19 protein-coding genes are annotated in these 25,830 nt (G+C 61.0%); 6 read left to right on the plus strand and 13 right to left on the minus strand.

The genetic code is table 11. From position 1 onward, the window contains the following. The first annotated feature begins 27 nt into the window (after nt 1-27). Together AC0IXA_RS15690 and AC0IXA_RS15695 are read left to right on the plus strand one after the other, a co-directional pair. Nucleotides 28-522: a YgjP-like metallopeptidase domain-containing protein gene (locus tag AC0IXA_RS15690; RefSeq protein WP_038861199.1), complete on the plus strand. Its 495-nt coding sequence runs from the start codon at nt 28-30 to the stop codon at nt 520-522. Nucleotides 523-540: 18 nt separating this feature from the next. Continuing rightward, a complete protein-coding gene (locus AC0IXA_RS15695) occupies nt 541-837 on the plus strand; it encodes a winged helix-turn-helix domain-containing protein (protein ID WP_016772794.1) in 297 nt (98 codons plus the stop codon). Nucleotides 838-933: 96 nt separating this feature from the next. On the opposite strand, the gene AC0IXA_RS15700 is transcribed toward AC0IXA_RS15695, so the two are convergent. Beyond that, nucleotides 934-1,386, minus strand: a complete 453-nt coding sequence (locus AC0IXA_RS15700) for a GNAT family N-acetyltransferase (RefSeq protein WP_130926808.1) — start codon at nt 1,384-1,386, stop codon at nt 934-936. A gap of 255 nt (nt 1,387-1,641) precedes the next feature. On the opposite strand from AC0IXA_RS15700, the gene AC0IXA_RS15705 reads away from it, so the two are divergent. Then, the gene (locus AC0IXA_RS15705) at nt 1,642-2,379 is read left to right on the plus strand and encodes a substrate-binding periplasmic protein (protein ID WP_071173870.1); all 738 of its coding nucleotides are present in this window, start codon (nt 1,642-1,644) and stop codon (nt 2,377-2,379) included. Nucleotides 2,380-2,506: 127 nt separating this feature from the next. Here the strand turns inward: AC0IXA_RS15705 and yccS are convergent, their stop codons facing one another. The 9 genes from yccS to betI form a co-directional block, all read right to left on the minus strand. Then, complete coding sequence (yccS, locus tag AC0IXA_RS15710; protein ID WP_341638079.1) at nt 2,507-4,681, minus strand: YccS family putative transporter; 2,175 nt, start codon at nt 4,679-4,681, stop codon at nt 2,507-2,509. Nucleotides 4,682-4,898: 217 nt separating this feature from the next. Continuing rightward, nucleotides 4,899-6,077: a BaiN/RdsA family NAD(P)/FAD-dependent oxidoreductase gene (locus AC0IXA_RS15715; RefSeq protein WP_471813795.1), complete on the minus strand. Its 1,179-nt coding sequence runs from the start codon at nt 6,075-6,077 to the stop codon at nt 4,899-4,901. A gap of 153 nt (nt 6,078-6,230) precedes the next feature. Continuing rightward, nucleotides 6,231-7,616 carry an ATP-dependent RNA helicase DbpA gene (gene dbpA / locus AC0IXA_RS15720; RefSeq protein WP_024014613.1) on the minus strand — a complete coding sequence of 462 codons (1,386 nt, stop codon included), beginning with the start codon at nt 7,614-7,616 and terminating at the stop codon, nt 6,231-6,233. A 291-nt stretch (nt 7,617-7,907) separates the two neighbouring features. Then, the gene (mdtD, locus tag AC0IXA_RS15725) at nt 7,908-9,335 is read right to left on the minus strand and encodes a multidrug transporter subunit MdtD (RefSeq protein ID WP_042606617.1); all 1,428 of its coding nucleotides are present in this window, start codon (nt 9,333-9,335) and stop codon (nt 7,908-7,910) included. Nucleotides 9,336-9,526: 191 nt separating this feature from the next. After that, complete coding sequence (locus AC0IXA_RS15730) at nt 9,527-10,864, minus strand: TldD/PmbA family protein (RefSeq protein WP_122612389.1); 1,338 nt, start codon at nt 10,862-10,864, stop codon at nt 9,527-9,529. Further along, the gene (locus tag AC0IXA_RS15735) at nt 10,864-12,306 is read right to left on the minus strand and encodes a TldD/PmbA family protein (RefSeq protein WP_471813798.1); all 1,443 of its coding nucleotides are present in this window, start codon (nt 12,304-12,306) and stop codon (nt 10,864-10,866) included. The genes AC0IXA_RS15730 and AC0IXA_RS15735 overlap by 1 nt, the downstream gene beginning before the upstream one ends. Before the next feature lie 264 nt (nt 12,307-12,570). Beyond that, nucleotides 12,571-14,274: a choline dehydrogenase gene (betA, locus tag AC0IXA_RS15740; RefSeq protein ID WP_122612391.1), complete on the minus strand. Its 1,704-nt coding sequence runs from the start codon at nt 14,272-14,274 to the stop codon at nt 12,571-12,573. 148 nt (nt 14,275-14,422) lie between these two features. Further along, a complete protein-coding gene (gene betB, locus AC0IXA_RS15745; RefSeq protein WP_024014608.1) occupies nt 14,423-15,895 on the minus strand; it encodes a betaine-aldehyde dehydrogenase in 1,473 nt (490 codons plus the stop codon). A gap of 88 nt (nt 15,896-15,983) precedes the next feature. Next, the gene (betI, locus tag AC0IXA_RS15750) at nt 15,984-16,577 is read right to left on the minus strand and encodes a transcriptional regulator BetI (RefSeq protein ID WP_008085771.1); all 594 of its coding nucleotides are present in this window, start codon (nt 16,575-16,577) and stop codon (nt 15,984-15,986) included. 486 nt (nt 16,578-17,063) lie between these two features. Between betI and AC0IXA_RS15755 the strand changes: the two genes are divergently transcribed. Next, nucleotides 17,064-19,004: a BCCT family transporter gene (locus AC0IXA_RS15755; RefSeq protein WP_223259140.1), complete on the plus strand. Its 1,941-nt coding sequence runs from the start codon at nt 17,064-17,066 to the stop codon at nt 19,002-19,004. A gap of 190 nt (nt 19,005-19,194) precedes the next feature. Here the strand turns inward: AC0IXA_RS15755 and choV are convergent, their stop codons facing one another. The 3 genes from choV to AC0IXA_RS15770 form a co-directional block, all read right to left on the minus strand. Next, nucleotides 19,195-20,373: a choline ABC transporter ATP-binding protein gene (choV, locus tag AC0IXA_RS15760; protein ID WP_471813800.1), complete on the minus strand. Its 1,179-nt coding sequence runs from the start codon at nt 20,371-20,373 to the stop codon at nt 19,195-19,197. After that, the gene (gene choW / locus AC0IXA_RS15765; protein WP_016772805.1) at nt 20,370-21,215 is read right to left on the minus strand and encodes a choline ABC transporter permease subunit; all 846 of its coding nucleotides are present in this window, start codon (nt 21,213-21,215) and stop codon (nt 20,370-20,372) included. Before choW ends, choV begins: the two co-directional genes overlap by 4 nt. Before the next feature lie 77 nt (nt 21,216-21,292). Next, a complete protein-coding gene (locus tag AC0IXA_RS15770) occupies nt 21,293-22,240 on the minus strand; it encodes a choline ABC transporter substrate-binding protein (RefSeq protein ID WP_071173862.1) in 948 nt (315 codons plus the stop codon). A gap of 435 nt (nt 22,241-22,675) precedes the next feature. Between AC0IXA_RS15770 and AC0IXA_RS15775 the strand changes: the two genes are divergently transcribed. Further along, the gene (locus AC0IXA_RS15775) at nt 22,676-24,052 is read left to right on the plus strand and encodes an L-serine ammonia-lyase (RefSeq protein ID WP_324175652.1); all 1,377 of its coding nucleotides are present in this window, start codon (nt 22,676-22,678) and stop codon (nt 24,050-24,052) included. A gap of 593 nt (nt 24,053-24,645) precedes the next feature. After that, on the plus strand, nt 24,646-25,749 hold the full coding sequence (gene gbdR / locus AC0IXA_RS15780; protein WP_007949927.1) for a choline metabolism transcriptional regulator GbdR: 1,104 nt from the start codon (nt 24,646-24,648) through the stop codon (nt 25,747-25,749). Nucleotides 25,750-25,830 lie beyond the last annotated feature (81 nt).

Raw genomic sequence — 25,830 nt, forward strand, 5'->3', positions numbered from 1 at the left:
ACCTTTTTCGAACCGTGCTGCCCGTCCATGACTGTGTTGAAGTACCTCCAGGCCTATCCCGCGCAATTGCAGGATCAGGTGCGCCAACTGATAGCCGAAGGGCGTCTGGGTGAATACCTGAATCAGCGCTATTCAGGGCGACACGACGTGCAGAGCGACAAGGCCTTGTACAGCTACGCGCTGGATCTCAAGCAGCAGTACATGCGCAATGCGCCGGCCATCGACAAAGTGCTGTTCGACAACCGCCTCGACCTGACCCACCGCGCCCTCGGTCTGCACACCACGGTGTCACGAGTGCAGGGCGGCAAGCTCAAGGCCAACAAGGAAATCCGCATCGCCGCGCTGTTCAAGGACGCCGCGCCGGATTTTCTGAAGATGATCGTGGTGCATGAGCTGGCGCACTTCAAGGAATCGGATCACAACAAGGCGTTCTATAAACTGTGCGAGCACATGCTGCCGGGGTATCACCAGATCGAGTTCGATCTGCGTGTGTACCTGACCTGGCGGGATATGCAGGCTTGACCAATCAGGAAGGTGTGGATGGACGTCAGCAAGACCAAAAGCAGTTTCTATCGCCGTTTGTACGTGGCTTATCTGATCGATAGCGGCCTGGCGCCGAGTGTGCCGACGCTGACCGAAGTCACCGGCATGCCGCGACGCACGGCGCAGGACACGATTGCCGCGCTGGCCGATCTGGACATCATCTGTGAGTTCGAACAGGAAGAGGGCGCACGCAATCATGCCGGGCGCTATCGGATTCGCGAGTGGGGAGCGATTGATCGCGGCTGGATCGAGCGCAATTTGCGGCAGATAAAAGCGGTGCTTGAATACCCCTGATTCCTGCGCCGACGGTTCTGACGCCTTCGCGAGCAGGCTCGCTCCCCCAATGGATATGCATTCCCTGTAGGAGCGAGCCTGCTCGCGAAAGGGCCTTCAGGACCGACGCATGCCGATGTGCGGAATGTCATCCTCCAGATATTCCTCGCCGACTGCGACAAACCCGTACCTGCCGTAATACCCCTGCAGATGCGCCTGCGCCGACAGATAGATCGGTACCTGCGGCCAGTGCTTTTCGGCCTGCTTCAGCGCTTGTTCCATCATCGCGTGGCCCAACCCTTTGCCACGGCCAGCGGGAGCGGTCACCACGCGGCCAATCACCACGTCGCCTCCCTGGGATTCCGGGTCGAGCAGGCGCAAATAAGCCATCAGCTGATCATCCTCCCAGCCCATCAAGTGATGGGTATCGCCCTCCAGATCCTGGCCGTCGAGATCCGGATAGGCACATTTCTGTTCGACCACGAATACATCAGAGCGCAGCTTCAACAAGGCGTACAACTGCTCTTTGCCCAGATCACGATGATGTTTGCAGATCCACTCGATTGTCATTTTTCGATTCCTTGACCATGTCGCCCGATACTAAGCGCAGCAGCGCCGTATGTCTGTATGGCGCAACAGTCTGTGATAAAGGTCAAAATGCCACTATTCCTTTCTCGCGCTGGCTGCGACTTTGTGTAATCTGCTCAAGAGCACTGTCCACTGTCTCCCATGAGCTAATGTTCAATGCTTGGGTTTTGCCGGTAAGGGGCCTTGGGTTTTGACGTGAAACCACGTCGGGCGGTTGCCCGCTGAGGATGTTCAAGCATGCTGCGATTGCTTCAAGCCGTTGCTTTGATCGGACTGCTGGTACTCGGCCAGGATGCTGCGGCGCAGAAGCTGCGGCTGGCGTTCGATAACTGGCCGCCGTTTACCGACGACGCACTGGTCAACGGTGGCCTGGCCACTGACATTGTCAGCACCGCACTGGCTCGCGCCGGTTATGCCAGCGGTTACGAGCAAGTGCCATGGGCGCGCGCATTGCTGGGGATTGGCGAGGGGCGTTACGACGTGCTGGTCAACGCTTGGTACAACGACGAGCGCACGCAGATCGGTCAGTTTTCCGGTGAGTACCTGATCAATCGCATCCGCTTCCTCAAGCGCAAAGACGCACCTATTGAATACAACAGCCTCGAGCAACTGCACACCTATCCGATTGCGGTGGTGCGCGGCTATGCCTATTCCGCCCCTTTCGATGCCGACACGGCGATGCAGAAAGTTCCTGTGCACAACTTCGCCATGGGCGTGCGCATGCTCGCGGCGGATCGGGTCAAGCTGACGCTTGAAGATGAGTATGTAGCGAAGTATTACCTGGCGCGGGAATCGGCCAAGGTGCGCAATTCGGTGGAGTTTTTACCCAAGCCGTTGAGTGAGAACAGCCTGCATATTCTGGTCAGCCTGAAGAATCCGCAGCATGAGCAGATCGTCGCCGGGTTTGATCGGGCGATTGCAGCGATGAAGGCTGACGGGACTTATGAGAAGTTATTGCGGCGGCATGGAATGTAGTTGGGAGCTACAAGTTTCGAGCTGCAAGCTTCAAGTTAGAAGCCGGGTTGCGTTCGGCTTGTAGCTTGTAGCTTGCAGCTTGCAGCTTGCAGCTTGCAGCTTGCAGCTTGCAGCTTGTAGCTTGCAGCTAGACCTCTTTGATCAGATGCGTCGCCAATGTCCGAAGCGGTCCTAACTGCCGGCATATCAGCGCCAATTGCGTCTGCACCAGGCGCTGCCCTTCATCAATCTCGTCCGGCATCTGCTCCAGCTCGGTGGCCAGCGCTTCCTCTTCATCACTCTGAATGGCGATCGGCTGCTTGCTCGCCAGGCCTTGGGCGATTTCGTCGATGCTGCTCGCCAGTTTCGCCCCGGCGCCTTCGATCAGATGCTCACGAACCTCGGCCGGCAGCTGCGTTTCGCGGTGCGCGCCGAGGCCGGACAGGTAGCTGAGCAGAGTGTGCGACAGCACCAGGAAGCGGAAGCCGACATCCGCCTCCTTACGGAAATGCCCCGGTTCCATGAGCATGTTCGCCAGTGTCGTCGACAGCGCCGCGTCGGCGTTGTGCGCGTTGCGGCGGGCCAGGCGATAAGCGAGGTCGTCGCTCTTGCCGGCGGCGTATTGCTGCATGATCTGGCGCAGGTAGATGCTGTTGCAGGTCAGGGTGTTGGCCAGCACTTTGTTCAGGCGCCGGCCCTGCCAGTCCGGCAGGAACAGGAACACCGCCAGACCCGCAATCAAACTGCCGAGCAAGGTATCGAACAACCGTGGCAGGAACAGCCCGTAGCCATCGCCGACCTGATTGAAGCAGAACAGCACCATGATCGTGATCGCCGCCGTCGCCAGGGTGTAGCGAGTGGTGCGATTGGTGAAGAACACCACGCCGGCAGCAATGGCGAAGCACGATTGCACTACCGGGTTGGGGAACAGATCGAACAGCGCCCAGGCCACCGTCAGGCCAATGGCCGTGCCGATGATCCGCTGGCCGAGCTTGCGCCGGGTGGCGCCGTAGTTCGGCTGGCAGACGAACAGCGTGGTGAGGATGATCCAGTAGCCTTGGGACGGGTGGATCAGGTGCACCATGCCGTAGCCGATGCTCAGTGCCAGCGGCAGGCGCAGGGCATGGCGGAACAGCAGCGAGGTCGGCGTCAGTTGTGTACGCAGGCGAATCCACACGTCCTTGAGATTGCGCGGTGAACGGTCGAGCAGGCTGCTGTCGGTGGCATCCGCCAGGGCATCGGGGTTGCTGGCATCGCTGAGCAAGCGATCGAGGGTGCCGAGGTTGGCCGCCAGTGCGCGTAGCGAGCGCAGCAGGCCGCGCCATGCCGGGTTGCTCTGGATGCGTAAATGTTCGAGGGAGGCATGCAGGTCGTTCAGGGCTTCGGCGAAACTGGCGTCGTAGATGAACGGCTGGCGCATCTGGATTGACTCGGCCAAGGCCCGGCAGGCCTTGCCTTGCTGGCGCAGCAGGCGCTGGCAGCGGAACAGCACGTCGCTGTGGAAGAACGCCTCGGCCAGCGCGTTGTATGGGTAGTGCGAAGAGCTGGCGCGTTCGTGGATGTCCTGAGCGAGGAAATACAGCTTCAGATACCGGCTGACTTTCGAGCCCGGTCGGCCGTTGCCGACACGGTGCAGGATGATTTCCTTGGCCGTGTTCAGTGCGGCGACCACCCGGCCATTCTGCTGCGCCAGTTCGAGGCGGCGGGCTTCGACGTCCATCTGCCGGACCGGCTCGAACAGCGAGGATTTCAGCTTCAGGTAAAGACCCAGTTCACGGAACAGCCGCGCCAGACTCTGCTGCACCGGTTGATTGGAAAACAGCGCCTGCCACAGCACCGACAGCAGGCCATACCACGCCGCGCCGGCGACCAGCAGCATCGGTTCATGCCAGAAATCGGTAACCGCGCCGCCGCGCTGATCGACGCCGATCATCGTGTACACCGAGAGAATCAGCGTCGCCGAGGCGATCGCACCGTAACGCTCGCCCAGCGCGCCGAGCATGGTCAGGCCGAAACTGGCCAGCGCCAGGGCCACGGCGAAAATGATCGGGTAGGGAAAGAGCAACTCCACCGACAGCGCGGCGATGCTGAAACACACCAGCGTCACCGCCAGAGCGTTGAGACGACCCTGCCAACTGTCGTCGGTTTCGGCCAGGGCGCTGGCAATGATGCCGAGAAACAACGGGATCAGCAGGCCCATTTCATCCTGATACCAGCACAGCGCCATGCTGCCGGTCAGGGCGATGAATACCCGCACGCTGTAGCTGAATTTATCCAGCGCCCACAGGCGCCGCAAAGACTGACGAAACGAGGTCGAGGACATGAAGTGCGAAAGCCTTCCGAGGCGATGCCGCTAAATTGAGCCAGTAATGACGCCGACGCAATGGCGCCGAGCACATCTGACAGCAAAAAGTGTTCCTTGATCGCCCGACCCCCCTGTAGGAGCTGCCGAAGGCTGCGATCTTTCGACTTTGATCTGTAAAAACAAGATCAAAAGATCGCAGCCTTCGGCAGCTCCTACACGGGGAGTGTTGTTCCGGTCAGACGAACTGCGCAGCAGCGTAACCAGAGGCCCAGGCCCACTGGAAATTGAAGCCGCCCAGGTGCCCGGTGACGTCGAGCACTTCACCAATGAAGTACAGGCCCGGGCTTTTCAGTGATTCCATGGTCTTCGACGACACCTCGCGGGTGTCGACGCCGCCCAGGGTCACCTCAGCCGTGCGATAGCCTTCAGTCCCCGCCGGCACAACCTTCCAGCTGCCGAGTTTCTCGGCAATCTCCGCCAGTTCGGCGTGGGTGTACTGTTTCATCGGTTTGGAGACAAACCAGTTGTCCGCCAGCAGATTGGCCATCTTCTTGGTGAAGATCTCGCCAAGCAAAGTCTTCAGCTCGCTGTTCGGACGCTCGGCGACTTGCTCTTGCAGCCAGCTCGCCGCATCGTGATCCGGCAGCAGGTTGATTTCCACCGTGTCGCCGGGCTCCCAGAACGAAGAAATCTGCAGAATCGCCGGGCCACTGAGGCCACGATGGGTGAACAGGATGTTCTCGCGAAAGCTCTGGTCATTGCAGCTGACCAGACAATCCACCGAGGTGCCGGACAGCTCTGTGCACAACTCCTTGAGCTGGTCGGTGATGGTGAATGGCACCAGCCCGGCGCGGGTCGGCAGCAGTTCATGGCCGAACTGTTTGGCGACCTGATAACCGAAACCGGTAGCGCCGAGAGTCGGGATCGACAGGCCTCCGGTAGCGATCACCAGCGATTGGCACTGGACCTGACCGAGGGTGGTGTCGAGCAGATAACCGCTGTCGGTTTTTTCGATGGTCTGGATCGAGGTGTCCAGGTGCAGCTCGACGCCGGCCTGATCGCATTCATCAAGGAGCATGCCGAGGATGTCGCTGGATTTGTTATCGCAGAACAGCTGGCCGAGTTTCTTCTCGTGGTACGGCACGCCGTGTTTGCCGACCAGACCGATGAAATCCCACTGGGTGTAACGCGCCAGCGCCGATTTGCAGAAATGCGGATTCTGCGAGAGGAAATTGCTCGGTTCGGTGTACATGTTGGTGAAATTGCAGCGGCCACCGCCGGACATGAGGATTTTCTTGCCGGCCTTGTTCGCGTGGTCGAGCAGCAACACCTGACGCCCGCGCCCGGCGGCGGTCAGGGCACACATCAAGCCGGCGGCGCCAGCGCCAATGATCACGACTTCGGTAGAGCGCAAAACGGTGTCCTCTTGGTGGGTCGCTACAAAACAAACTGTGGGAGCGAGCCTGCTCGCGAAAGCGTTGTGTCATTCAACAATGATGTCGACTGACAGTTTGCATTCGCGAGCAGGCTCGCTCCCACAGGGGATCTCCTATGGATGGAAGATCGCTTACAGAATACGTACGCGCAACGAGCGGCCCTTGATCTTGCCGTCGTTCAGGCGCTGCAAGGCCTGCATGGCCACGGTGCGTTCAACGGCGACGTAGGCCTGGAAATCGAAGATCGCGATCTTGCCGACCTGCGCACCGGGAATGCCCGCTTCGCCGGTCAGTGCGCCAAGAATGTCGCCCGGGCGCACTTTGTCTTTGCGGCCAGCGCCGATGCACAGAGTGGTCATCGGTGGTTGCAGCGGCGCCAGGCCCTGGGACTTGAGGTTGTCGATCTGATCCCAGTTCAGCGGCGCTTTCTGCAGTTGTTCGATGGCTTGCGCACGATGAGCTTCGGACGGCGCGACCAAGCTGATGGCGATGCCTTTTTCGCCCGCGCGACCGGTACGGCCGACGCGGTGGATGTGGATTTCCGAATCGCGCGCCAGCTCGACGTTGATCACCATGTCCAGCGCATCGATATCCAGACCACGGGCCGCGACGTCGGTGGCAACCAGCACCGAGGTGCTGCGGTTGGCAAACATCGCCAGCACCTGATCGCGGTCACGCTGTTCCAGATCGCCGTGCAGGCCAACAGCGGAAATGCCTTTGGCGGTCAGGTGATCGACGGTTTCCTGCACTTGCTGCTTGGTGAAGCAGAACGCCACGCAGGACGCCGGACGGAAGTGGTGCAGGACTTTGGTCACCGCGCTCATGCGCTCTTCCGGGGAAATCTCGTAGAAGCGCTGCTCGATCTGCGTGTCGTCGTGGAAGGCTTCAGCCTTGACGGTCTGCGGATCGCGCATGAATTTCGAGGCCAGTTGCTTGATGCCCACCGGGTAGGTCGCGGAGAACAGCAGAGTCTGCCGGCGCTCGGGGGTCTTGATGATGATGTCTTCGATGGCGTCGTAGAAGCCCATGTCGAGCATGCGGTCGGCTTCGTCGAGGATCAGCGTGTTCAGGCCGTCGAGCACCAGCGAACCCTTGCGCAGGTGCTGCTGAATGCGCCCCGGAGTGCCGACGATGATGTGCGCGCCGTGCTCCAGCGAAGCGATCTGCGGGCCGAACGACACGCCACCGCACAGGGTGAGGACCTTGATGTTGTCTTCAGCGCGGGCCAGACGACGGACTTCCTTGGCCACCTGGTCGGCCAGTTCGCGGGTCGGGCAGATCACCAGCGCCTGGCACCCGAAGTAGCGCGGGTTGATCGGGTTGAGCAGGCCGATGCCGAACGCGGCGGTCTTGCCGCTGCCGGTCTTGGCCTGGGCGATCAGGTCCATCCCCTTGAGGATCACCGGCAAGCTCTGCGCCTGGATCGGCGTCATCTGGGCATAACCGAGTGATTCGAGGTTAGCCAGCATGGCGGCGGACAGCGGCAGAGTATTAAAAGCGGTGGCGATGGTGGTCACGGGACTGGCCTGCAAAACAAAATGTCGCGCAGTGTAGCAGCCCCTTGCCAGTTTCCTCGACAGTTCTGGACGAACAGCGATTGACCCGAGGCAGGGATTACCTGTGGCGAGGGGATTTATCTGTGGCGAGGGGATTTATCCCCGATGGGGTGCGCAGCACCCCCAATACCTGCCACCTCAATTCATCAGGCTGACCGCATCCAACCTTTTTGGGGCTGCTGCGCAACCCAGCGGGGATAAATCCCCTCGCCACGGAAGTCCTTCAGCAGCCACAGATGTCCTCCAGCACAATCAGTGTTCGATGTGCTCCTGCGGCCGTTTCGCGCGGCGGCCGTCTTCCTTGGACAGTTGCGAGAAGATCGTCGCCGCCAGCATCGCCATCACGCCGACCGTGACGAAGGTCAGCTGGAACGCGCCGAGCACGGTTTCCACGCCATCGTTGCCGACCTTCGCAGTGAAGCCACCAAGCAGCGCACCGGCGCAAGCCACGCCGAGGCTCAGCGACAACTGCGCGACCACCGACAGCAGACTGTTGCCGCTGCTGGCGCTGGCATCGTCGAGGTCGATCAGCGTCACCGTATTCATCGCGGTGAATTGCAGCGAGTTGATTGCACCCAGCACGGCTAGCAGGCACAGCAGCAGCCAGTACGGCGTCTGCTCGCTGACCAGACCCATGCTCGCCAGCATGATCCCCAGCGCCAGCGTGTTGCCGGTGAGCACGATGCGATAGCCGAGGCGTTCGATCAGCGGCCGCGCGACCCACTTGGCGATCATCGCCGCAGCGGCCAGCGGCAACATGCTCATCCCCGCTTGCGACGGCGAGTAACCCAAGGCCACTTGCAGCAGTAGCGGTACCAGAAACGGCAGGGCGCCGCTGCCCAGTCGCGCGAACAGGTTGCCGAGGATGCCCACGGCGAAGGTGCGAGTCTTGAATAATGACGGCGCGAACAACGGGTTTTCGATGTGCCCGGCGCGCAGCCAGTACGCCGCCAGACAGGCCATGCCGGCGAACAGCAGCAACATTACCCGCAGGTGCGGCAGGTGCAGTTCGCCAAGGCCTTCCATGGCAATGGTGATGAGGATCATCGCTGCGCCGAACAGCAGAAAACCGAGGCTATCGAAGCGCGTGCGCTCCGTGCCGCGCAGGTCGGGAATGAATTTCCACACCGCATAACAGCCGATCACCCCGACCGGCAGATTGATCAGGAAGATCCAGTGCCACGTCACGTACTCCACCATCCAGCCGCCCATGGTCGGGCCGATCAGCGGGCCGAGCAGGCCGGGAATGGTGATGAAACCCATGATCCGCACCAGTTCCGAGCGCGGGTAGGCACGCAGCACCACCAGCCGCCCGACCGGCAGCATCAGTGCACCGCCGAGGCCCTGAATCACCCGCGCACCGATGAGCATGCTCAGGCTGCTGGATAACGCGCACAGCAACGAGCCGAAACTGAACAGCAGAATGGCGCCGAAGAAGATTTTCTTGGTGCCGAAGCGGTCGGCGATCCATCCGGAGGCCGGGATCAGCAGGGCCACGGTGAGCATGTAGGCGATGATCACACCCTGCATGCGCAACGGGTCTTCGGCCAGATCGCTGGCCATGGCCGGCAGCGCGGTGTTGAGGATGGTCCCGTCGAGGGACTGCATGAAGAACGCGATGGCAACGACCCACGGCAACCAGCGGGCGGTGATGGCGTCGAGAGGCGGGCGGTTGGGCATGGAACCTCTTGTGGGTGGTTAATCCAGATTTTTGTTCAAACATGAAACCCTGTGGCGAGGGGATTTATCCCCGCTGGGTCGCGCAGCGGCCCCAAAAAAAGCGGGACTGCTGCGCAGTCCATCGGGGATAAATCCCCTCGCCACAGTTTCTATTCCTACAGTTGATCCCCTGTGTGCCGGGGAGCTTTGTTTTACAGCGTTAGGGTCAACCGGCTGACCAGCGCCCCCGGCAGCAGCGACGACGAGGTATTGCGTTGGCTGTACGTACTCGCCGACAGCAGCAATTCACGCTCGGTAGTCAACGCTTCCAACTGCGAGCCGAGCAGGTTGTAGGCGCTGTCGTCGAAACGCATGGTGCTGACCGGCGCCTGGATCTCGCCGTTCTCGACCCAGAAGGTCGCGAAGCGGGTCATGCCGGTCATGCGCGCCGCCGGTTGATCCGAGTAGTTCAGGTACCACAGGTTGCTGATGTACAGCCCGGTGCCCAACTGCTTGAGGATCTCTGCTTGCGACAGATCACCGGCGGCCATGTTCAATGCGCTGGGCATCTCGCCGCCACCCGCACCGTTCGCCGCCAGACCATATTCGGCGGCGCTGCGCGAGCCGACCAGTTGATCACCGGCCCGGCCTTCGATGATCAGACGCAGATCGCTGCGCGGATATCCCTCGGCGGAAAACGCCGGGCTCAGGGATTCGCTGACTTTCTCATCCAGCGACACCAGCGGACTGAACGCCTGATCGCCGACGTAGAGTTTCTGCAACGGACTGCTCTTGCTGGCGATCGATTGCGCCGAGAACCCGCCCCAACTGAGCATGCCCATGATTTCTTCCAGTGCCGCCGGTGCCAGATAGGCGCGGTACTGTCCCGGTGCCAAAGTGCGTAACGGTCGGCCGAGAAACTCCAGCTGTTCGCGGGCCTGGGCGAAACGCCGGGCGAAACCCTCGTCGCTCCAGTCGTGCCCCGCGTAGCTGGCCTTCACCGCTTCGCCGTTTTCGTGGAACAGGCTGAAGTCGAAATTGAAGCTGTTGGCTTCATGCCAGCCGAATGCGCCGGCGGAGCTGGCGAAACCGCGGCTGATCGGGCCGGCAGCATAAAAACCGACCAGATCCAGACCTTCAGCGGCAGCGCAGATTTGCCCGACGACATCTTCGGTGTCCGGCAGCGGATGCGCTTGTACGTGCGTGCTCTGCCAGCTGTTGTGATTGAGCAGCAGGTACGGATCCTGCGGCAGCAGCGGCAGGGTTTCGCGCAATTGCTGCAGGCCCTCGGCGAGGCGTTGCAGATCGGCTTCCTGATCCCCGGACAAGGTGATCTGCAGGTCGGCGTGGCGACCGTCGTTGATCAGTTTCAGGCCGACGTTGGCCTGTTGTACTTGCCCGGCCTGGCGCACCTTGGCGTGATTGAAGCGCACGAACGCCGAGGCTTCGGCGGCGTAGCTGAGCGTGAACTGTTCCGGCTCGCGCACGCTGTCGCGCAGCCAGTTGACCATGACCTTGAAGGCGTCGGACTGACGCTTCGAAATGCTCATCAGGCGTCTCCCCCAAACACATCAATGTTGCTGAATACGCAGGCCGGCGAAGCGTGGCCGACGCGAATCACCTGGTTCGGTTCGCCCTTGCCGCAGTTCGGCGTGCCCAGCACCTTGACGGTGTTGGCATCGCCGACGGCGCGCAGGCTCTTCCAGAAGTGCGCGGAAATGGCCCGGTAGTTGGGATTTTTCACCACGCCTTTAAGTTCACCATGCTCGATCAACTGGCCCCATTCGCAGCCGAACTGGAATTTGTTGCGCGCATCGTCGATCGACCACGAGCGGTTGGTGCTCATCAGAATGCCGTGCTCGATACCACCGATCATCTGCTCCAGCGTCTGATCGCCCGGCTCGATGTTGAGGTTGGCCATGCGGTCGATCGGTGGCCGGTTCCAGCCGCAGGCGCGGCTGTTGGCAACGCCATCGAGGCCGGCGCGATATTGCGACAGCGCCCCGCCCAACGGCCGCAGCAACAGGCCGTCACGAATCAGGAATTGTTTGCTCGCCGCAGTGCCGTCGTCGTCATGGCCGTAGCTGGCGAGTTCTTCCGGGATGCCCGGGTCGAAGGTTACGTTGAGCAGGTTGGAGCCGTATTGCAGGCTGCCGAAATCGCTGGTCTTGACGAAACTGGTGCCGGCGTAATTGCGCTCATCGCCAAGGATCCGGTCGAGCTCCAGCGGGTGACCGATGGATTCATGGATCTGCAGCATCATCTGATCAGGCATCAGCAGCAGGTCGCGTCGGCCTTGCGGGGTGTTCGGCGCGAGCAGCAGTTGCAGGGCCTGGTCGGCGACATGCGGACCGGCACCGACCAGGCCGCAGCGGCTGATGACGTCGGCGCCACCCTGCTGGCCGAAGTTCTCCCGGCCGAGGCTGCGGGTCTGGCTGTCGTTGCCGTCGTAGGCGGTGACGTCGAGGCTCGGATAAACGAAACGCTGGGCCTGGCGCAATTCGGCGCCGGCGCTGCTCAGGTAGATCTGCTCGACATGGGTGATGCCGATGCTCACCTGCCAATTGACCAGGCGTTCATCCTTGGGCACCGAAGCGGACTCCGCACCGAGCAGATCGAAGCATTCGCTCAGGGACGGGAAGGGCTGTTCGAGGTTGGGTGAAAAATAATCAGCGCGGTCGCTGGACAGCGTCTGCTCGCGCAGATCGAGCAAGGCGTGCGGCTTGAGCCGGCGGGCCTGTTGCTCGGCGCGCTCGAGGGCGGCTTGCAGGCCTTGTTGCGAGAGGTCATTGGTCGCCGCGTAGGCTTCGACGCCATTCACGCGCACGGTGAGCATCGCCCCTTCATCGCGGCTCAGGCTCGGCGGTTCGGCGACGTTCTTGCGCACCGACAGAAACTGTCCGGACTCGCGCACATACCGCAGGGAAAAAAATTCAGCGCCCGTGCGCAAGGCAGCAAAGCGCTGCTTGAGCTGGGGGTGGAAATCGAACATTCGGGAACCTCCTTGTAATGGAGTAGCGGCATGGCGACAGCGGGGAGGGGTGAAACGGTTGCGCGAGGTCTAGAGTAGGCCTGCGTGGGGGTAGGATCAAGTGAAGAGGGGGTGTAGGAGGATTTACTGTGCCCGACAGCAGATCGTTCCCACGCTCTGCGTGGGAATGCCGCCATGGACGCTCTGCGTCCGCTTTGGGACGCGGAGCGTCCCGGGATGCGTTCCCACGCGGAGCGTGGGAACAATCAGGGGAGGTATTACGACTTACTGCGTAACCGGGGTGATATCCCGCATCGGCTTGCCTTTGACCGGCGCGCCGTTCGCGACGTAATAAGCAGCATTGCTGCGCGGCAGCGGCTTGCGGCCGCGGATCTTGTCGGCGATTTTCTCGGCCATCATGATCGTCGGCGCGTTGAGGTTGCCGGTGGTGATGATCGGCATGATCGAGGCGTCGACCACGCGCAGGCTCTGCATGCCGTGCACGCGACCTTCGCCATCGACCACGGCCATCTCGTCGGTGCCCATCTTGCACGAGCAGGACGGGTGGAACGCGGTTTCGGCGTGCTCGCGGATGAACTTGTCGAGCTGCTCATCGGTTTGCACGTCGATGCCCGGGCTGATTTCGCGACCACGGAACGCGTCGAGGGCCGGCTGCTGCATGATTTCGCGGGTCAGGCGGATGCCGTCGCGGAATTCCTGCCAGTCCTGCTCGGTGGCCATGTAGTTGAACAGGATGCTCGGGTGCTGGCGCGGGTCCTTGGATTTGACCTGGATGCGGCCACGGCTCGGCGAACGCATGGAGCCCATGTGCGCCTGGAAACCATGTTCTTTCACACCGTTGCTGCCGTTGTAGTTAATCGCCACCGGCAGGAAGTGGTACTGGATGTTCGGCCATTCGAATTCCGGACGCGAACGGATGAAACCGCCGGCCTCGAACTGGTTGCTGGCGCCGATGCCGGTGCCGTTGAACAGCCACTCGGCACCGATGGCCGGCTGGTTGTACCAGAGCAGCGACGGGTACAGCGAGACCGGTTGGGTGCAGGCGTATTGCAGGTACAGCTCAAGGTGATCCTGCAGGTTTTCACCGACGCCCGGCAGATCGTGGACCACCGGGATGTCGAGACTTTCCAGCAATTTCGCCGGGCCGACACCGGAGCGCTGCAGAATCTGCGGCGATGCGATGGCACCGGAGCACAGCAGGACTTCCTTGCGCGCCTTGGCTTCCACACGTTCTTCAGCGTCACCAATCAGGTAACGCACGCCGACCGCACGCTTGCCTTCAAAGAGAATCTTGTCGGTCAGGGCGTGAGTGACGATGGTCAGGGTCGAACGTTTTTTGGCAATGTCGAGGTAGCCACGGGCGGTGGAAGCACGGCGGCCGTTCGGCGTCACTGTGCGGTCCATCGGGCCGAAGCCTTCCTGCTGATAACCGTTGAGGTCTTCGGTGCGCGGGTAACCGGCTTGGACGCCGGCTTCAACCATGGCGTGGAACAGCGGGTTGTTGCCGGCTTTCGGCGTGGTCACGCTGACCGGGCCGTCGCCACCGTGGTAATCGTTCGGGCCGATGTCACGGGTTTCCGCTTTGCGGAAGTACGGCAGGCAATCGAGGTACGACCAGTCTTCCAGGCCCGGCAGTTTCGCCCAGCCGTCGTAGTCCATCGCGTTGCCACGGATGTAGCACATGCCGTTGATCAGCGACGAACCACCAAGGCCCTTACCGCGACCGCATTCCATGCGGCGGCCGTCCATGTGTGGCTCTGGATCGGTTTCGTAGGCCCAGTTGTAGCGACGCCCCTGCAGCGGGAAGGCCAGCGCGGCGGGCATTTGCGTGCGGAAGTCGAGGCGGTAGTCCGGCCCCCCGGCTTCGAGCAGCAGAACGGTGACGCCTTCGTCTTCAGTCAGACGGGTCGCAAGTGTGTTACCTGCAGAGCCGGCGCCTATGATGATGTAGTCGTATTCTTGAGTCATAAATTCTCCTGCGGGAGCTACAAGCCACTAGCTTCAAGCTGCAAGAAAAAGCAGCGAGCTGTGGCTTCGAAATCGGGGAGGGCGGCAACCCCAAACTGCTTTTACTTGCAGCTTGAAACTTGCCGCTTGCAGCTGATCAGCTAGCTGATCAGAACACCGAGACGTAATCGCCCAGCTCGACCTGTACCGATTTGATGCGGGTGAAGTTGTTCAGCGAGCTGATCCCGTTCTCACGGCCAACACCCGACTGCTTGTAGCCGCCGACCGGCATTTTTGCGTCGGACTCGCCCCAGGCGTTGATCCAGCAGATACCGGCTTCCAGTTGATGGATCACGCGGTGCGCGCGGTTCAGGTCTTTGGTAACGATACCGGCGGCCAGGCCGAAGTCGGTGTCGTTGGCGCGGCGGATCACTTCTTCTTCGGTTTCGTAGGAGAGGATCGCCATCACCGGGCCGAAGATTTCTTCGCGCACGATGGTCATGTCGTCGGTGCAGTCGGTGAATACGGTTGGCGCAACGAACGCACCTTTGGCGAATTCGCCGTCGGTCAGACGACCGCCGCCGCACAGCACGCGTGCGCCTTCTTCTTTACCCTTGGCGATGTAAGCCAACACGCTTTCCATGTGCGGGAAGCTGACCAGCGGGCCGAAGTTGGTGTTTTCGTCTTCCGGGTTGCCAACGCGGATGCGGGCAACGCGCTCAACGATCTTGGCTTCAAAAGCGGCTTTCAGGTGCGCCGGTACGAACACGCGAGTGCCGTTGGTGCAGACCTGACCGGAGCTGTAGAAGTTGGCCATCATCGCCGTGTCGGCAGCGCGATCAAGATCGGCGTCGTCGCAGATGATCAGCGGCGACTTGCCGCCCAGTTCCATGGTCACGTCTTTGAGCGACGAAGCCGAAGCGCTGGCCATGACTTTCTTGCCGGTGTCGGTGCCGCCAGTGAAGGAGATTTTCTCGATGCGCGGGTGCTCGGTCAGCCAGGTGCCGACTTCGCGGCCGCTGCCGGTCAGGACGTTGAACACGCCGTTCGGTACGCCGGCCTCGGTGTAGATCTCAGCCAGTTTCAGGGTGGTCAGCGAGGTAACTTCGCTTGGCTTGAAGATCATCGCGTTACCGGCCGCCAGGGCTGGAGCGGATTTCCACAGGGCGATCTGGATCGGGTAGTTCCACGCGCCGATACCGGCGACCACGCCCAGTGGTTCGCGACGGGTGTAAACGAAAGAGGTGTCACGCAGCGGGATCTGCTCGCCTTCGATGGCGGGCACCAGGCCTGCGTAGTATTCCAGCACGTCAGCGCCGGTGACGATGTCGACGTACTTGGTTTCGGAGAAGGATTTGCCGGTGTCCAGGGTTTCCAGCGCGGCCAGTTCATCGTTGCGCTCGCGCAGGATGTCGACGGCGCGGCGCAGGATGCGCGAACGCTCCATGGCCGTCATCGCGGCCCAGATTTTCTGGCCCTTTTCGGCGCTGACCACGGCGCGCTCGACGTCGTCTTTGGTCGCACGTTGCACCAGTGCGAGGACTTCACCGTTCGCCGGGTTGATGGCTTCGAAGGTGGCGTCGCTGCCGGCGTCGGTGTACGCGCCATCGATGTAGAGTTTTTGCAGTTCGAAACGGGCCATAGTGTCCTCGCAAGTGCATTGGTGGTTGGCGTTGACCACCGCGATGACGCTGCGGTGGAGTTCAGGGGCCGAGCATTTTCTGTGTGCTCTAGCTCACCTTCTTGGCCAATTGGAAATCCATGTATTCGTAAGCGATCTGTTGCGCCTGCGCCGTGTCGAAAGCGTCTCCCGACAGCGCGCCGCGCAACCACAAGCCGTCAATCAACGCTGCCAGACCCCGGGCGGCGCTGCGCGCATCTTCGAGCGGCAGCACACGGCGGAACTGGCAGCACAGGTTGGAATACAGACGGTGATCGTTGATCCGCTGCAACCTGTGCAAAGACGGCTGGTGCATGCTGGTGGCCCAGAAGGCCAGCCAGGTTTTCATTGCCGGGCCATTGACCTGGCTGGCGTCGAAGTTGCCTTCGATGATCACCTGCAGATGCGCCCGTGGGCTGTCATCTGCCAGCGCCTGACGGCGCGCGGTGACGCTCTCGCTGAGGGCGGTCATCAGGTACCGCATCGTGGCGGCGATCAGGCCGTTCTTGTCCTGAAAGTAATGACTGATGATGCCATTCGAGACACCGGCCAAACGGGCGATCAGCGCAATGCTGGCGTCCCCCATTCCGACCTGATCGACCGCTTGCAAAGTGGCTTCGATCAGTTGTTGGCGGCGGATGGGTTGCATACCGACCTTGGGCATCTTGCACATCTCCTTAGGCCTTCCGAGGGGCGAATGACGCCGATCGGATTGAGGGCCAGTCTATTTTGTTTTGATTGAACGTTCAATCAACAAAGAATAAGATCTGCGACAATTCGTCGCTGCCTACAGAAAATTCCTACGCGTAATGACGATAAAAACCGACACCTGAAACGGCTCGAAACCTGCGCGGGGCATGGCGCGGTTCGCGATTCGATGGACGTGTTGAAAGGGCAAGACGCTCGGGGCCAGGTTTCGGATGAACGTCCGTCGCCTCTGGCCACGAAAGCGAATACGCAACGCCATTTCGGCAGGTTCGGGCTTTTTTCGGAGTGTCTTTATATCACCCGCCGGTCGGCTGCCAACTAACCGATTGGTCGGGTTCCGTGATGCCTTGTGTTCTTCTCTCGCACTGCCTGGAGCATTTGTGCCATGAGTTCTGCCTCGCTAATAAAGACCCCGCCCGAGAAGGTGACGGTCAACGGTTGGGTGTTCTACACCTCGACCGCGCTGATTCTGTTGTTGACCGCCATTCTGATCATCGCCCCGCAAGAGGCCGGCAGAATGTTGGGGATGGCCCAGGCCTGGTTGTCGCGCAGCTTCGGCTGGTACTACATGGTGGTGATCGCCGCCTACCTGGTGTTCGTGGTCGGTCTGGCGTTTTCCTCGTACGGCAAACTCAAACTGGGCAGCAAGGACGACACCCCGGATTTCAGTTACGGCGCCTGGGCGGGGATGCTGTTCTCGTCGGGCATCGGCATTTCGCTGTTGTACTTCGGCGCGTCCGAGCCGCTGGATCACTACTTCAATCCGCCGGAAGGCACCTCGGCCAGCAATCTGGCCGCGCGTCAGGCAGTGCAACTGACCTTCCTGCACTGGGGCCTGCACGGCTGGGCTATCTACGCTTTGGTCGGTCTGGCCGTGGCGTATTTTGCCTATCGGCATAACCAGCCGCTGGCGCTGCGTTCGGCGCTGTATCCGCTGGTCGGCGAGCGTTGGGTCAAAGGCGCGGCCGGGCACGCGGTGGACGGCTTCGGCATGTTCGTGACCCTGCTGGGTCTGGTGACCAACCTGGGGATTGGCTCGCTGCAAGTGTCGTCCGGGCTGGAAAACCTGTTCGGCATGGAGCACAGCAACACCAACCTGCTGATCGTCATCATCGTCATGAGCACCGTGGCGACCATCGCTGCCGTGTCGGGCGTGGAAAACGGCATTCGGCGTCTGTCCAACCTGAACATCGTGCTGTTCAGCGGCCTGCTGATTTTCGTCCTGCTGTTCGGCCCGACTTTGCACCTGCTCAACGGTTTCGTGCAGAACATCGGTGACTACCTCAACGGCGTGGTGCTGAAGACCTTCGACCTCTACGTCTATGAAGGCGACAGCGCCAAGTCCGATCGCTGGCTGGGCCTGTGGACGCTGTTCTACTGGGCCTGGTGGATTTCCTGGGCGCCATTCGTGGGCATGTTCATCGCACGGATTTCCCGTGGCCGCAGCGTGCGTGAACTGGTCGCTGGCGTGCTGCTGATTCCGCTGGGCTTCACCTTGGCGTGGCTGTCGATCTTCGGCAACTCGGCGCTGGATCTGGTGATGAATCAGGGCGCGGTGGAGCTGGGCAAGACGGCGCTGGAACAGCCGTCGATGGCGATCTATCAGTTGCTTGAGCATTACCCAGCGTCAAAAGTCGTCATCGGGGTATCGATCTTTGTCGGCTTCGTGCTGTTCCTGACCCCGGCCGACTCCGGCGCGGTGATGATGGCGAATCTTTCGTGCAAGGGCGGCAACGTCGATGAAGACGCGCCGCACTGGCTGCGGATCTTCTGGTCGGTGGTGATCACGCTGGTGACCATCGGCCTGCTGTTCGCCGGCAACTTCGAAGCCATGCAGACCATGGTGGTGCTGGCCGGCCTGCCGTTCTCGGTGGTGCTGATCTGCTTCATGTTCGGCCTGCACAAGGCGATGCGCCAGGACGTGCAGATCGAACAGGAGCAAGCACAACTGGCCGAGCGCGGACGCCGTGGTTTCAGCGAGCGCCTGACGCAACTGGATCTGCAGCCGAGCCAATCGGTGGTGCAGCGCTTCATGGACAAGCATGTCACCCCGGCGCTGGAAGATGCAGCGGCGCAATTGCGCAATCAGGGCATTGAAGTGCAGACGCTGCTGGGCAAGGCCAAGCGTTGCATGGGCGTGCGGGTCGAGATGGAAGAGGGCAACCCTTTCGTTTACGAAGTGAGCCTGGATGGTTATCTGGCGACCCCGACCGAATCGGCGCAGTCGGATGAAGCGCGTCAGCGTTACTACCGTGCCGAGGTGTATCTGCACAATGGCAGCCAGGATTACGACTTGATGGGCTTCACCCCGGAGCAGATCACCCGGGATGTGCTGGATCAGTTTGAAAGCCATCGGCAGCTTCTTGGCCGGGTGTATAGCTAAACAGCTAAAACAAAAGGGGCTCGATTGAGCCCCTTTTGCATGATCGTTCCCACGCTCCGCGTGGGAATGCATCAATGGACGCTCTGCGTCCGCTGTTGTGGGACGCGGAGCGTCCCGGGCTGCATTCCCACGCGGAGCGTGGGAACGATCACGCCGCGATAATCTCGCGGCGTTTTTGTGTCTGCGGACTTTACCCCAGATTCTTGCCCAACAACGCGTGATACAACTCGCTGTCGCCGAGAATCCCCACCACATGATTGTTATCGTGCAGCACCAGCTTGTTGCCGGTCTGATAACGGATCTGCAGCGCGTCACGCATGCCGATGTTCGAGTCCACCAGCGTCGGTTTGCGCTCCAGGCCTTCCACTGCTTGCCCCGGTGCCCAGTTCTGCAGATTCAGCACTGAACCGTTCTGCCGCGCGCCTTTGATGGTGTTGCCTTCGGCCAGGTCCAGCCACGAGTTGCCGCCCGGGTCGAGGCACACCGAGCCGTTGATGCGTTTGCACTTGTCCAGCGTGCGCATCAGGCTGCGGCCGCAGAGCACGTTGAGCGGATTGGTGTGGGCGACGAAGGTGCGCACATAGTCGTCCGCCGGGTTGAGGACGATTTCTTCCGGCACGCTGTACTGGATGATCCGGCCGTCTTTCATGATCGCGATGCGGCTGCCGAGTTTGAGGGCTTCATCAAGGTCGTGGCTGACAAAAACGATGGTCTTGCTCAGCTTGCGTTGCAGTTCCAGCAATTCGTCCTGCAGGCCTTGGCGGATCAACGGGTCGAGGGCCGAGAACGGTTCGTCCATCAGCAGAATATCGGCGTCCATGGCCAGCGCACGGGCGAGGCCGACGCGCTGCTGCATGCCGCCGGATAGCTCATCAGGCTTCTTGTTGCGCCATTGGGTCAGGCCGACCAGTTCGAGTTTCTCGTCGACCAGTTTCTTGCGTTCCTTCTCCGGTCGGCCCTGCATTTCCAGACCGAAACTGATGTTCTCGCGCACTGTCAGCCACGGCATCAGGGCGAACTTCTGGAACACCATGGCAATGCGCTTGGTGCGCATCATCTTCAGCTCGGCGGGCGTGCAGGACGCGATGTCGATCTGACGGTTTTCATGCTCGACGAACAGCTTGCCACGGCTCACGGTGTTGAGGCCGTTGATGCAGCGCAGCAGGCTCGACTTGCCCGAGCCGGAGAGGCCCATCAGCACGCAGATCTCGCCCTTGTTGATGTCCAGCGTGGCTTTCTCCACGCCGACGATCTGACCGGTCTTCTTCAGGATCTCGTTGCGGGTCATGCCCTGATCGAGCAGCTTGAGTGCCTCGCGCGGGTCCTTGGAGAAGATTACGTCGACGTCTTCGAAGCGAATTATGCTCATGCGTCACCCCCTACTTTGGCGTCGGGTTGTTTGCAGATACGGTCGAGCATGATCGCCAGCAGTACGATTGCCAGGCCTGCTTCGAAGCCCAGCGCAATATCAGCAGTGTTCAGTGCGTTGACCACCGGTTTGCCGAGTCCGTCGGCGCCGACCAGTGCCGCGATCACCACCATCGACAGCGACAGCATGATGCACTGGGTGATGCCGGCCGCGATGCTCGGCATGGCGTGCGGCAGTTCGATCCTTGAGAGCAATTGGCGACGCGAGCAGCCGAAGGCCTTGCCGGCGTCCATCAGTTCTTGCGGGACATCGCGGATGCCCAGGTAGGTCAGGCGGATCGGCGCCGCGATGGCGAACACCACCGTGGAGATCAGGCCCGGTACCACACCCAGCCCGAAGAGGGTCAGGGTAGGAATGAGGTAAACGAAGGTCGGTACGGTCTGCATCAGATCGAGCACCGGCCGCATCATGGTGTAGAACATCGGTTTGTGCGCGGCGACGATGCCCAGCGGCACGCCGATCAACACGCAGACCAGGGTGGCGAACAGCACCTGGGCGAGGGTTTCCATGGTTTCCTGCCAGTAACCCAGGTTGAGGATCAGCAGGAACGAGGCGACCACGAACGCGGTCAGGCCCCACTTGCGTTGAATCAGATGGGCAATGATGGCAATCAGGCCAATCAGCACCAGCGGGTTGAACCAGGTCAGCGCAAACGTCACGCCGTGGATCATCGTTTCCAGTGTCACGGCGATTGCGTCGAAGGTGTTGGCGCCGTGTTGCGTCAACCATTCGACGAAGCCCGCGATGTACTGGCCTAAAGGTATTTTCTGATCAATCAGCATGGTAGTGAACGTCCGCATGCAAGGAAATTAACAGCCCGGGCAGGCACGCCTGCCCGGCATAAGCGGTGCCCCTCAAATCAAGGCGCGAGCTTGGCTTTCACGGCCTCCAGGCCTGGTTTACCGTCAATGGTGGTCACGCCAGCGAGCCAGGTATCGAGCACCTGTGGATTCTTTTTCAGCCAGGCCTTGGCGGCCGCGTCAGGCTTCATCTTGTCGTCGAGAATGTTGCCCATCAGTTCACTTTCCATGTCGACGGTGAACTCCAGGTTTTTCAACAGCTGACCGACATTGCTGCATTCTTCGGAGTAACCCTTGCGGGTGTTGGTCGCCACGGTGGCTGCGCCGAAATCAGGGCCGAAGAAGTCGTCGCCGCCGGTCAGGTATTGAATCTTGAAGCGCTTGTTCATCGGGTGCGGTGCCCAGCCGAGGAAGACCACGGCAGTGTCGCGCTTCTGCGCCCGGTCGACTTGCGAGAGCATGCCGGCCTCGGAGGATTCGACGATCTTGAAGCCTGCGGTTTTCAGGCCGAAGGCATCCTTGTCGATCATGCTCTGGATCAGCCGGTTGCCGTCGTTGCCCGGCTCGATGCCGTAGATCTTGCCGTCGAGCTCTTTCTTGAATTTGGCAATGTCGGCGAAGTCATGCAGGCCTTTGTCGTACAGGGCTTGCGGCACGGCGAGGGTGTATTTGGCACCCTTGAGGTTGGTGCGCACGGTGTCGACGGTGCCGGCATCGCGATACGGCTTGATGTCGTTCTCCATGGTCGGCATCCAGTTACCGAGAAACACGTCCATGTTCTTGCCGTCGGCCAGCGACTTGTAGGTCACGGGCACGGAGATCATGGTGGTTTTGGTCTTGTAGCCGAGGGCGTTGAGAACAACGGAAGTGGTAGCGGTGGTGGCGGTGATGTCGGTCCAGCCGACATCGGAGAAGTTAACGAGGCTGCACTGTGCCGGTTCTGCGGCTTGCGCCAGTAACGGCAGACTCAGCAGGGCGGCCAACAACAACGACGGGGAACCTTTCATGGATGGACTCCTTGGTGTTTTTTTTGGCAGTGTTCCGACTGTGGACCACCGCACTTATGGGTTGCGGTTGGTGGCGTTCTGACGACAGCTCTACCGCAGCGCCTTGCAATCGAGTCATCCCGATCATGTACCAGTGAAAATCTGACGCCTACAGGGAGGGTCGTATCCAGTACAGGGATGGTCGCTTCCAGTGTCGGTGACGTCGCTTACAGCTTTTTTCCGCCCCCGATGACCTGCTCAACGGCATAAAAACGGCGTATTTGCGGGGCGAAAACGTAACGACGCTGCTGGACATGACTGCGTCGGTGTCAGACGCCGAGCGCGCCGACAAAAGCCCGATGATGCCGGCATTCGGCGGATCGCAGCTTGAGCGTAGCAGCTCCGCCAGCGGGCGCTTTTGCCGCCCGGACCGGTATTCTCAGGAGCTTCGCAGCAATGGCTATCAGCGTTTTCGACCTGTTCAAAATCGGCATCGGCCCTTCCAGTTCCCACACCGTCGGGCCGATGCGCGCCGCCGCATTGTTCGTCGAGTCGCTGCGCGGCAAGCATCAACTGGAGCAGGTGCGGCGTATCGAGGTGCAGTTGTTTGGATCGCTGTCGGCCACCGGCATCGGCCACGGCAGCGACAACGCGGTGATCATGGGCCTGATGGGCGAGTGGCCGGACGCAATCGACCCGGCGCAGATCGGCCCGCGCATTCAGGCGCTGCGCGAAACCCATACGCTTTTATTGGATGGTCGCCTGTCGGTGCCGTTTGTGTGGGCGCGGGACATGCGCCTGATCGATGAAAACCTGCCATTCCATCCCAACGCCATGACGCTGGTGGCCGAAGGCGAGTTCGCTGAGCTGCACCGGGACACCTACTATTCGGTCGGCGGCGGCTTCGTCGTTGATGAGGCGCAAGCGTCCAGTGGTGTGGTCGATCTGGATCGCACCGAATTGCCCTACGATTTCTCCAGTGCGGTCGAGCTGCTGGAGTTGTGCAAAAAACACAACCTGCGCGTTGCCGAACTGATGCTGGCCAATGAAAAGGTCTGGCGCAGTGAAGAAGAAATCCGCGCCGGGCTGATGAAACTGTGGCGAGCGATGCAGGATTGCGTCGAGCAGGGCCTCAAGCATGAAGGCATTCTGCCCGGCGGCTTGAACGTTCGCCGACGTGCGGCGAAGTTGCATCGCAGCCTGCAAGAGCTGAACAAGCCCAACGTCATCGGCTCGACCCTGAGCGCGATGGAGTGGGTCAACCTGTTCGCCCTGGCCGTCAATGAAGAGAATGCGGCCGGCGGGCGCATGGTTACCGCGCCGACCAATGGCGCGGCGGGGATCATCCCGGCGGTGCTGCACTACTTCATGAAATTCAGCGAGGCAGTCACCGACGCCAACGTCGTCGACTATTTCCTCGGCGCGGCGGCGGTCGGCATTTTGTGCAAGAAGAATGCTTCGATCTCTGGTGCGGAGGTCGGCTGCCAGGGCGAGGTCGGTTCGGCCTGCGCGATGGCAGCGGCGGGGCTGGCGGAGATTCTTGGCGCCACCCCTGAACAACTGTGCAATGCGGCGGAAATCGGCCTGGAGCACAACCTGGGTCTGACCTGCGACCCGGTCGGTGGTCTGGTGCAGGTGCCGTGTATCGAGCGCAATGCAATCGCGGCAGTGAAAGCCATCAACGCGGCGCAAATGGCTCTGCGTGGCGACGGTCAGCACTTCATCTCGCTGGACCGGGTGATCCGCACCATGCGTGATACCGGCGCCGATATGCATGACAAATATAAAGAAACTTCGCGCGGTGGCTTGGCGGTCAGTGCGGTTGAATGCTGACCGTGAACCTGTGGCGAGGGGATTTATCCCCGCTGGGCTGCGAAGCAGTCCCAAATCCTGCAATCGAGTTTTGCCTGACACACTTTGGTGAATGGATTTACGACTGCTGCGCAACCGATCGGGGATAAATCCCCTCGCCACAGGTTGATCTGGCAGAGTGGAGTGCCAGACCAGTCAAAACTGCTCAACAAAAGAACATCCCGATCCAGCCATGCTACCTTTTGGCGCGTCGCAATCAGACAAGCGTCACTATCAGTCGTGACTTGCCGGTCGTTACGCGACCGTCCGTCGTCCGTGCTTGCGGTGACACTCTGTGCAAATCCGCTGCAGGCCAGTTCCCACAAGTGCTACCGATCTGCTCACAGGCTGCGCGGCAGGGCTTTGGCGGCGCTTGATGGCACTTCGAAATGGCATGTTCCGAGGTCTCGTATAGACGCGTCGCGAGGTCGTTTTCAGGAGTTATTGAATGGCCGTCCAATTTCAGGCACGGCAATTGCTCTGTCATAACAAAGCCTGCTTTCTCTGTGAGACGCGGGCAATAACAAGAGCCTCCGCCTGAGGCCGCCACCCGCTTTGTGTGAGGAGATACCGCGATGACGTCGTTCAACTCCGGGGCCCAACCCCAGAACCGTGCGCCTCAATCCATCGGCTTTCTGCTGCTGGACAATTTCACGCTGATTTCCCTGGCGTCCGCCGTTGAGCCGCTGCGCATGGCCAACCAGTTGTCCGGTCGCGAGCTGTATCGCTGGAGCACCCTCACCGTCGATGGCGGCCAGGTCTGGGCCAGTGACGGTCTGCAGATCACTCCCGATGCCTCCATGCACAAAGCACCACCTCTGGACACTGTGATTGTCTGCGGCGGCATTGGCATTCAACGCACCGTGACCCGTGAGCATGTCTCGTGGCTGCAAAGCCAGGCGCGCCAGTCCAAGCGCCTGGGCGCGGTGTGCACCGGCAGTTGGGCACTGGCCTGCGCCGGTCTGCTCGACGGCTTCGATTGCAGCGTGCACTGGGAATGTCTGGCGGCGATGCAGGAAGCTTTCCCGCGCGTGGCCATGAGCACACGCCTGTTCACCCTCGACCGTAACCGCTTCACCAGCTCCGGCGGCACCGCGCCGCTGGACATGATGCTGCACCTGATCAGCCGCGATCACGGTCGCGAACTGTCGGCAGCGATCTCGGAAATGTTCGTCTACGAGCGCATCCGCAACGAACAGGATCACCAACGTGTGCCGCTCAAGCACATGCTCGGCACCAATCAGCCGAAGCTGCAGGAAATCGTCGCGTTGATGGAAGCCAATCTGGAAGAGCCGATCGATCTGGATGAACTGGCGGTGTATGTCGCGGTGTCGCGTCGACAGCTGGAGCGGTTGTTCCAGAAATACCTGCACTGCTCGCCGTCGCGCTATTACCTGAAGCTGCGCCTGATCCGCGCCCGGCAACTGCTCAAGCAGACGCCGATGTCGATCATCGAAGTGGCGTCGGTGTGTGGTTTCGTCTCCACGCCGCACTTCTCCAAGTGCTACCGCGAATACTTCGGCATCCCGCCGCGTGACGAGCGCGTGGGCTCCAACACCACCCAGCAAGTGGCGATGTTGCCACTGCCGCAGGCCATCGTGATGTCGCCGCTCTCGGGGCCGATGTCGGCGCTCAGTCAGGCGCGCAATGAGTCGACGTTTGCCAGCGTAAGGCTGTAAAGCAAAAGATCGCAGCCTTCGGCAGCTCCTTGTATCTCGACTAACGCTCCGTCAGGAGCGATAGTTCTCGACTGATCATCG

The sequence above is a fragment of the Pseudomonas sp. AC083 genome (genome assembly GCF_979253165.1).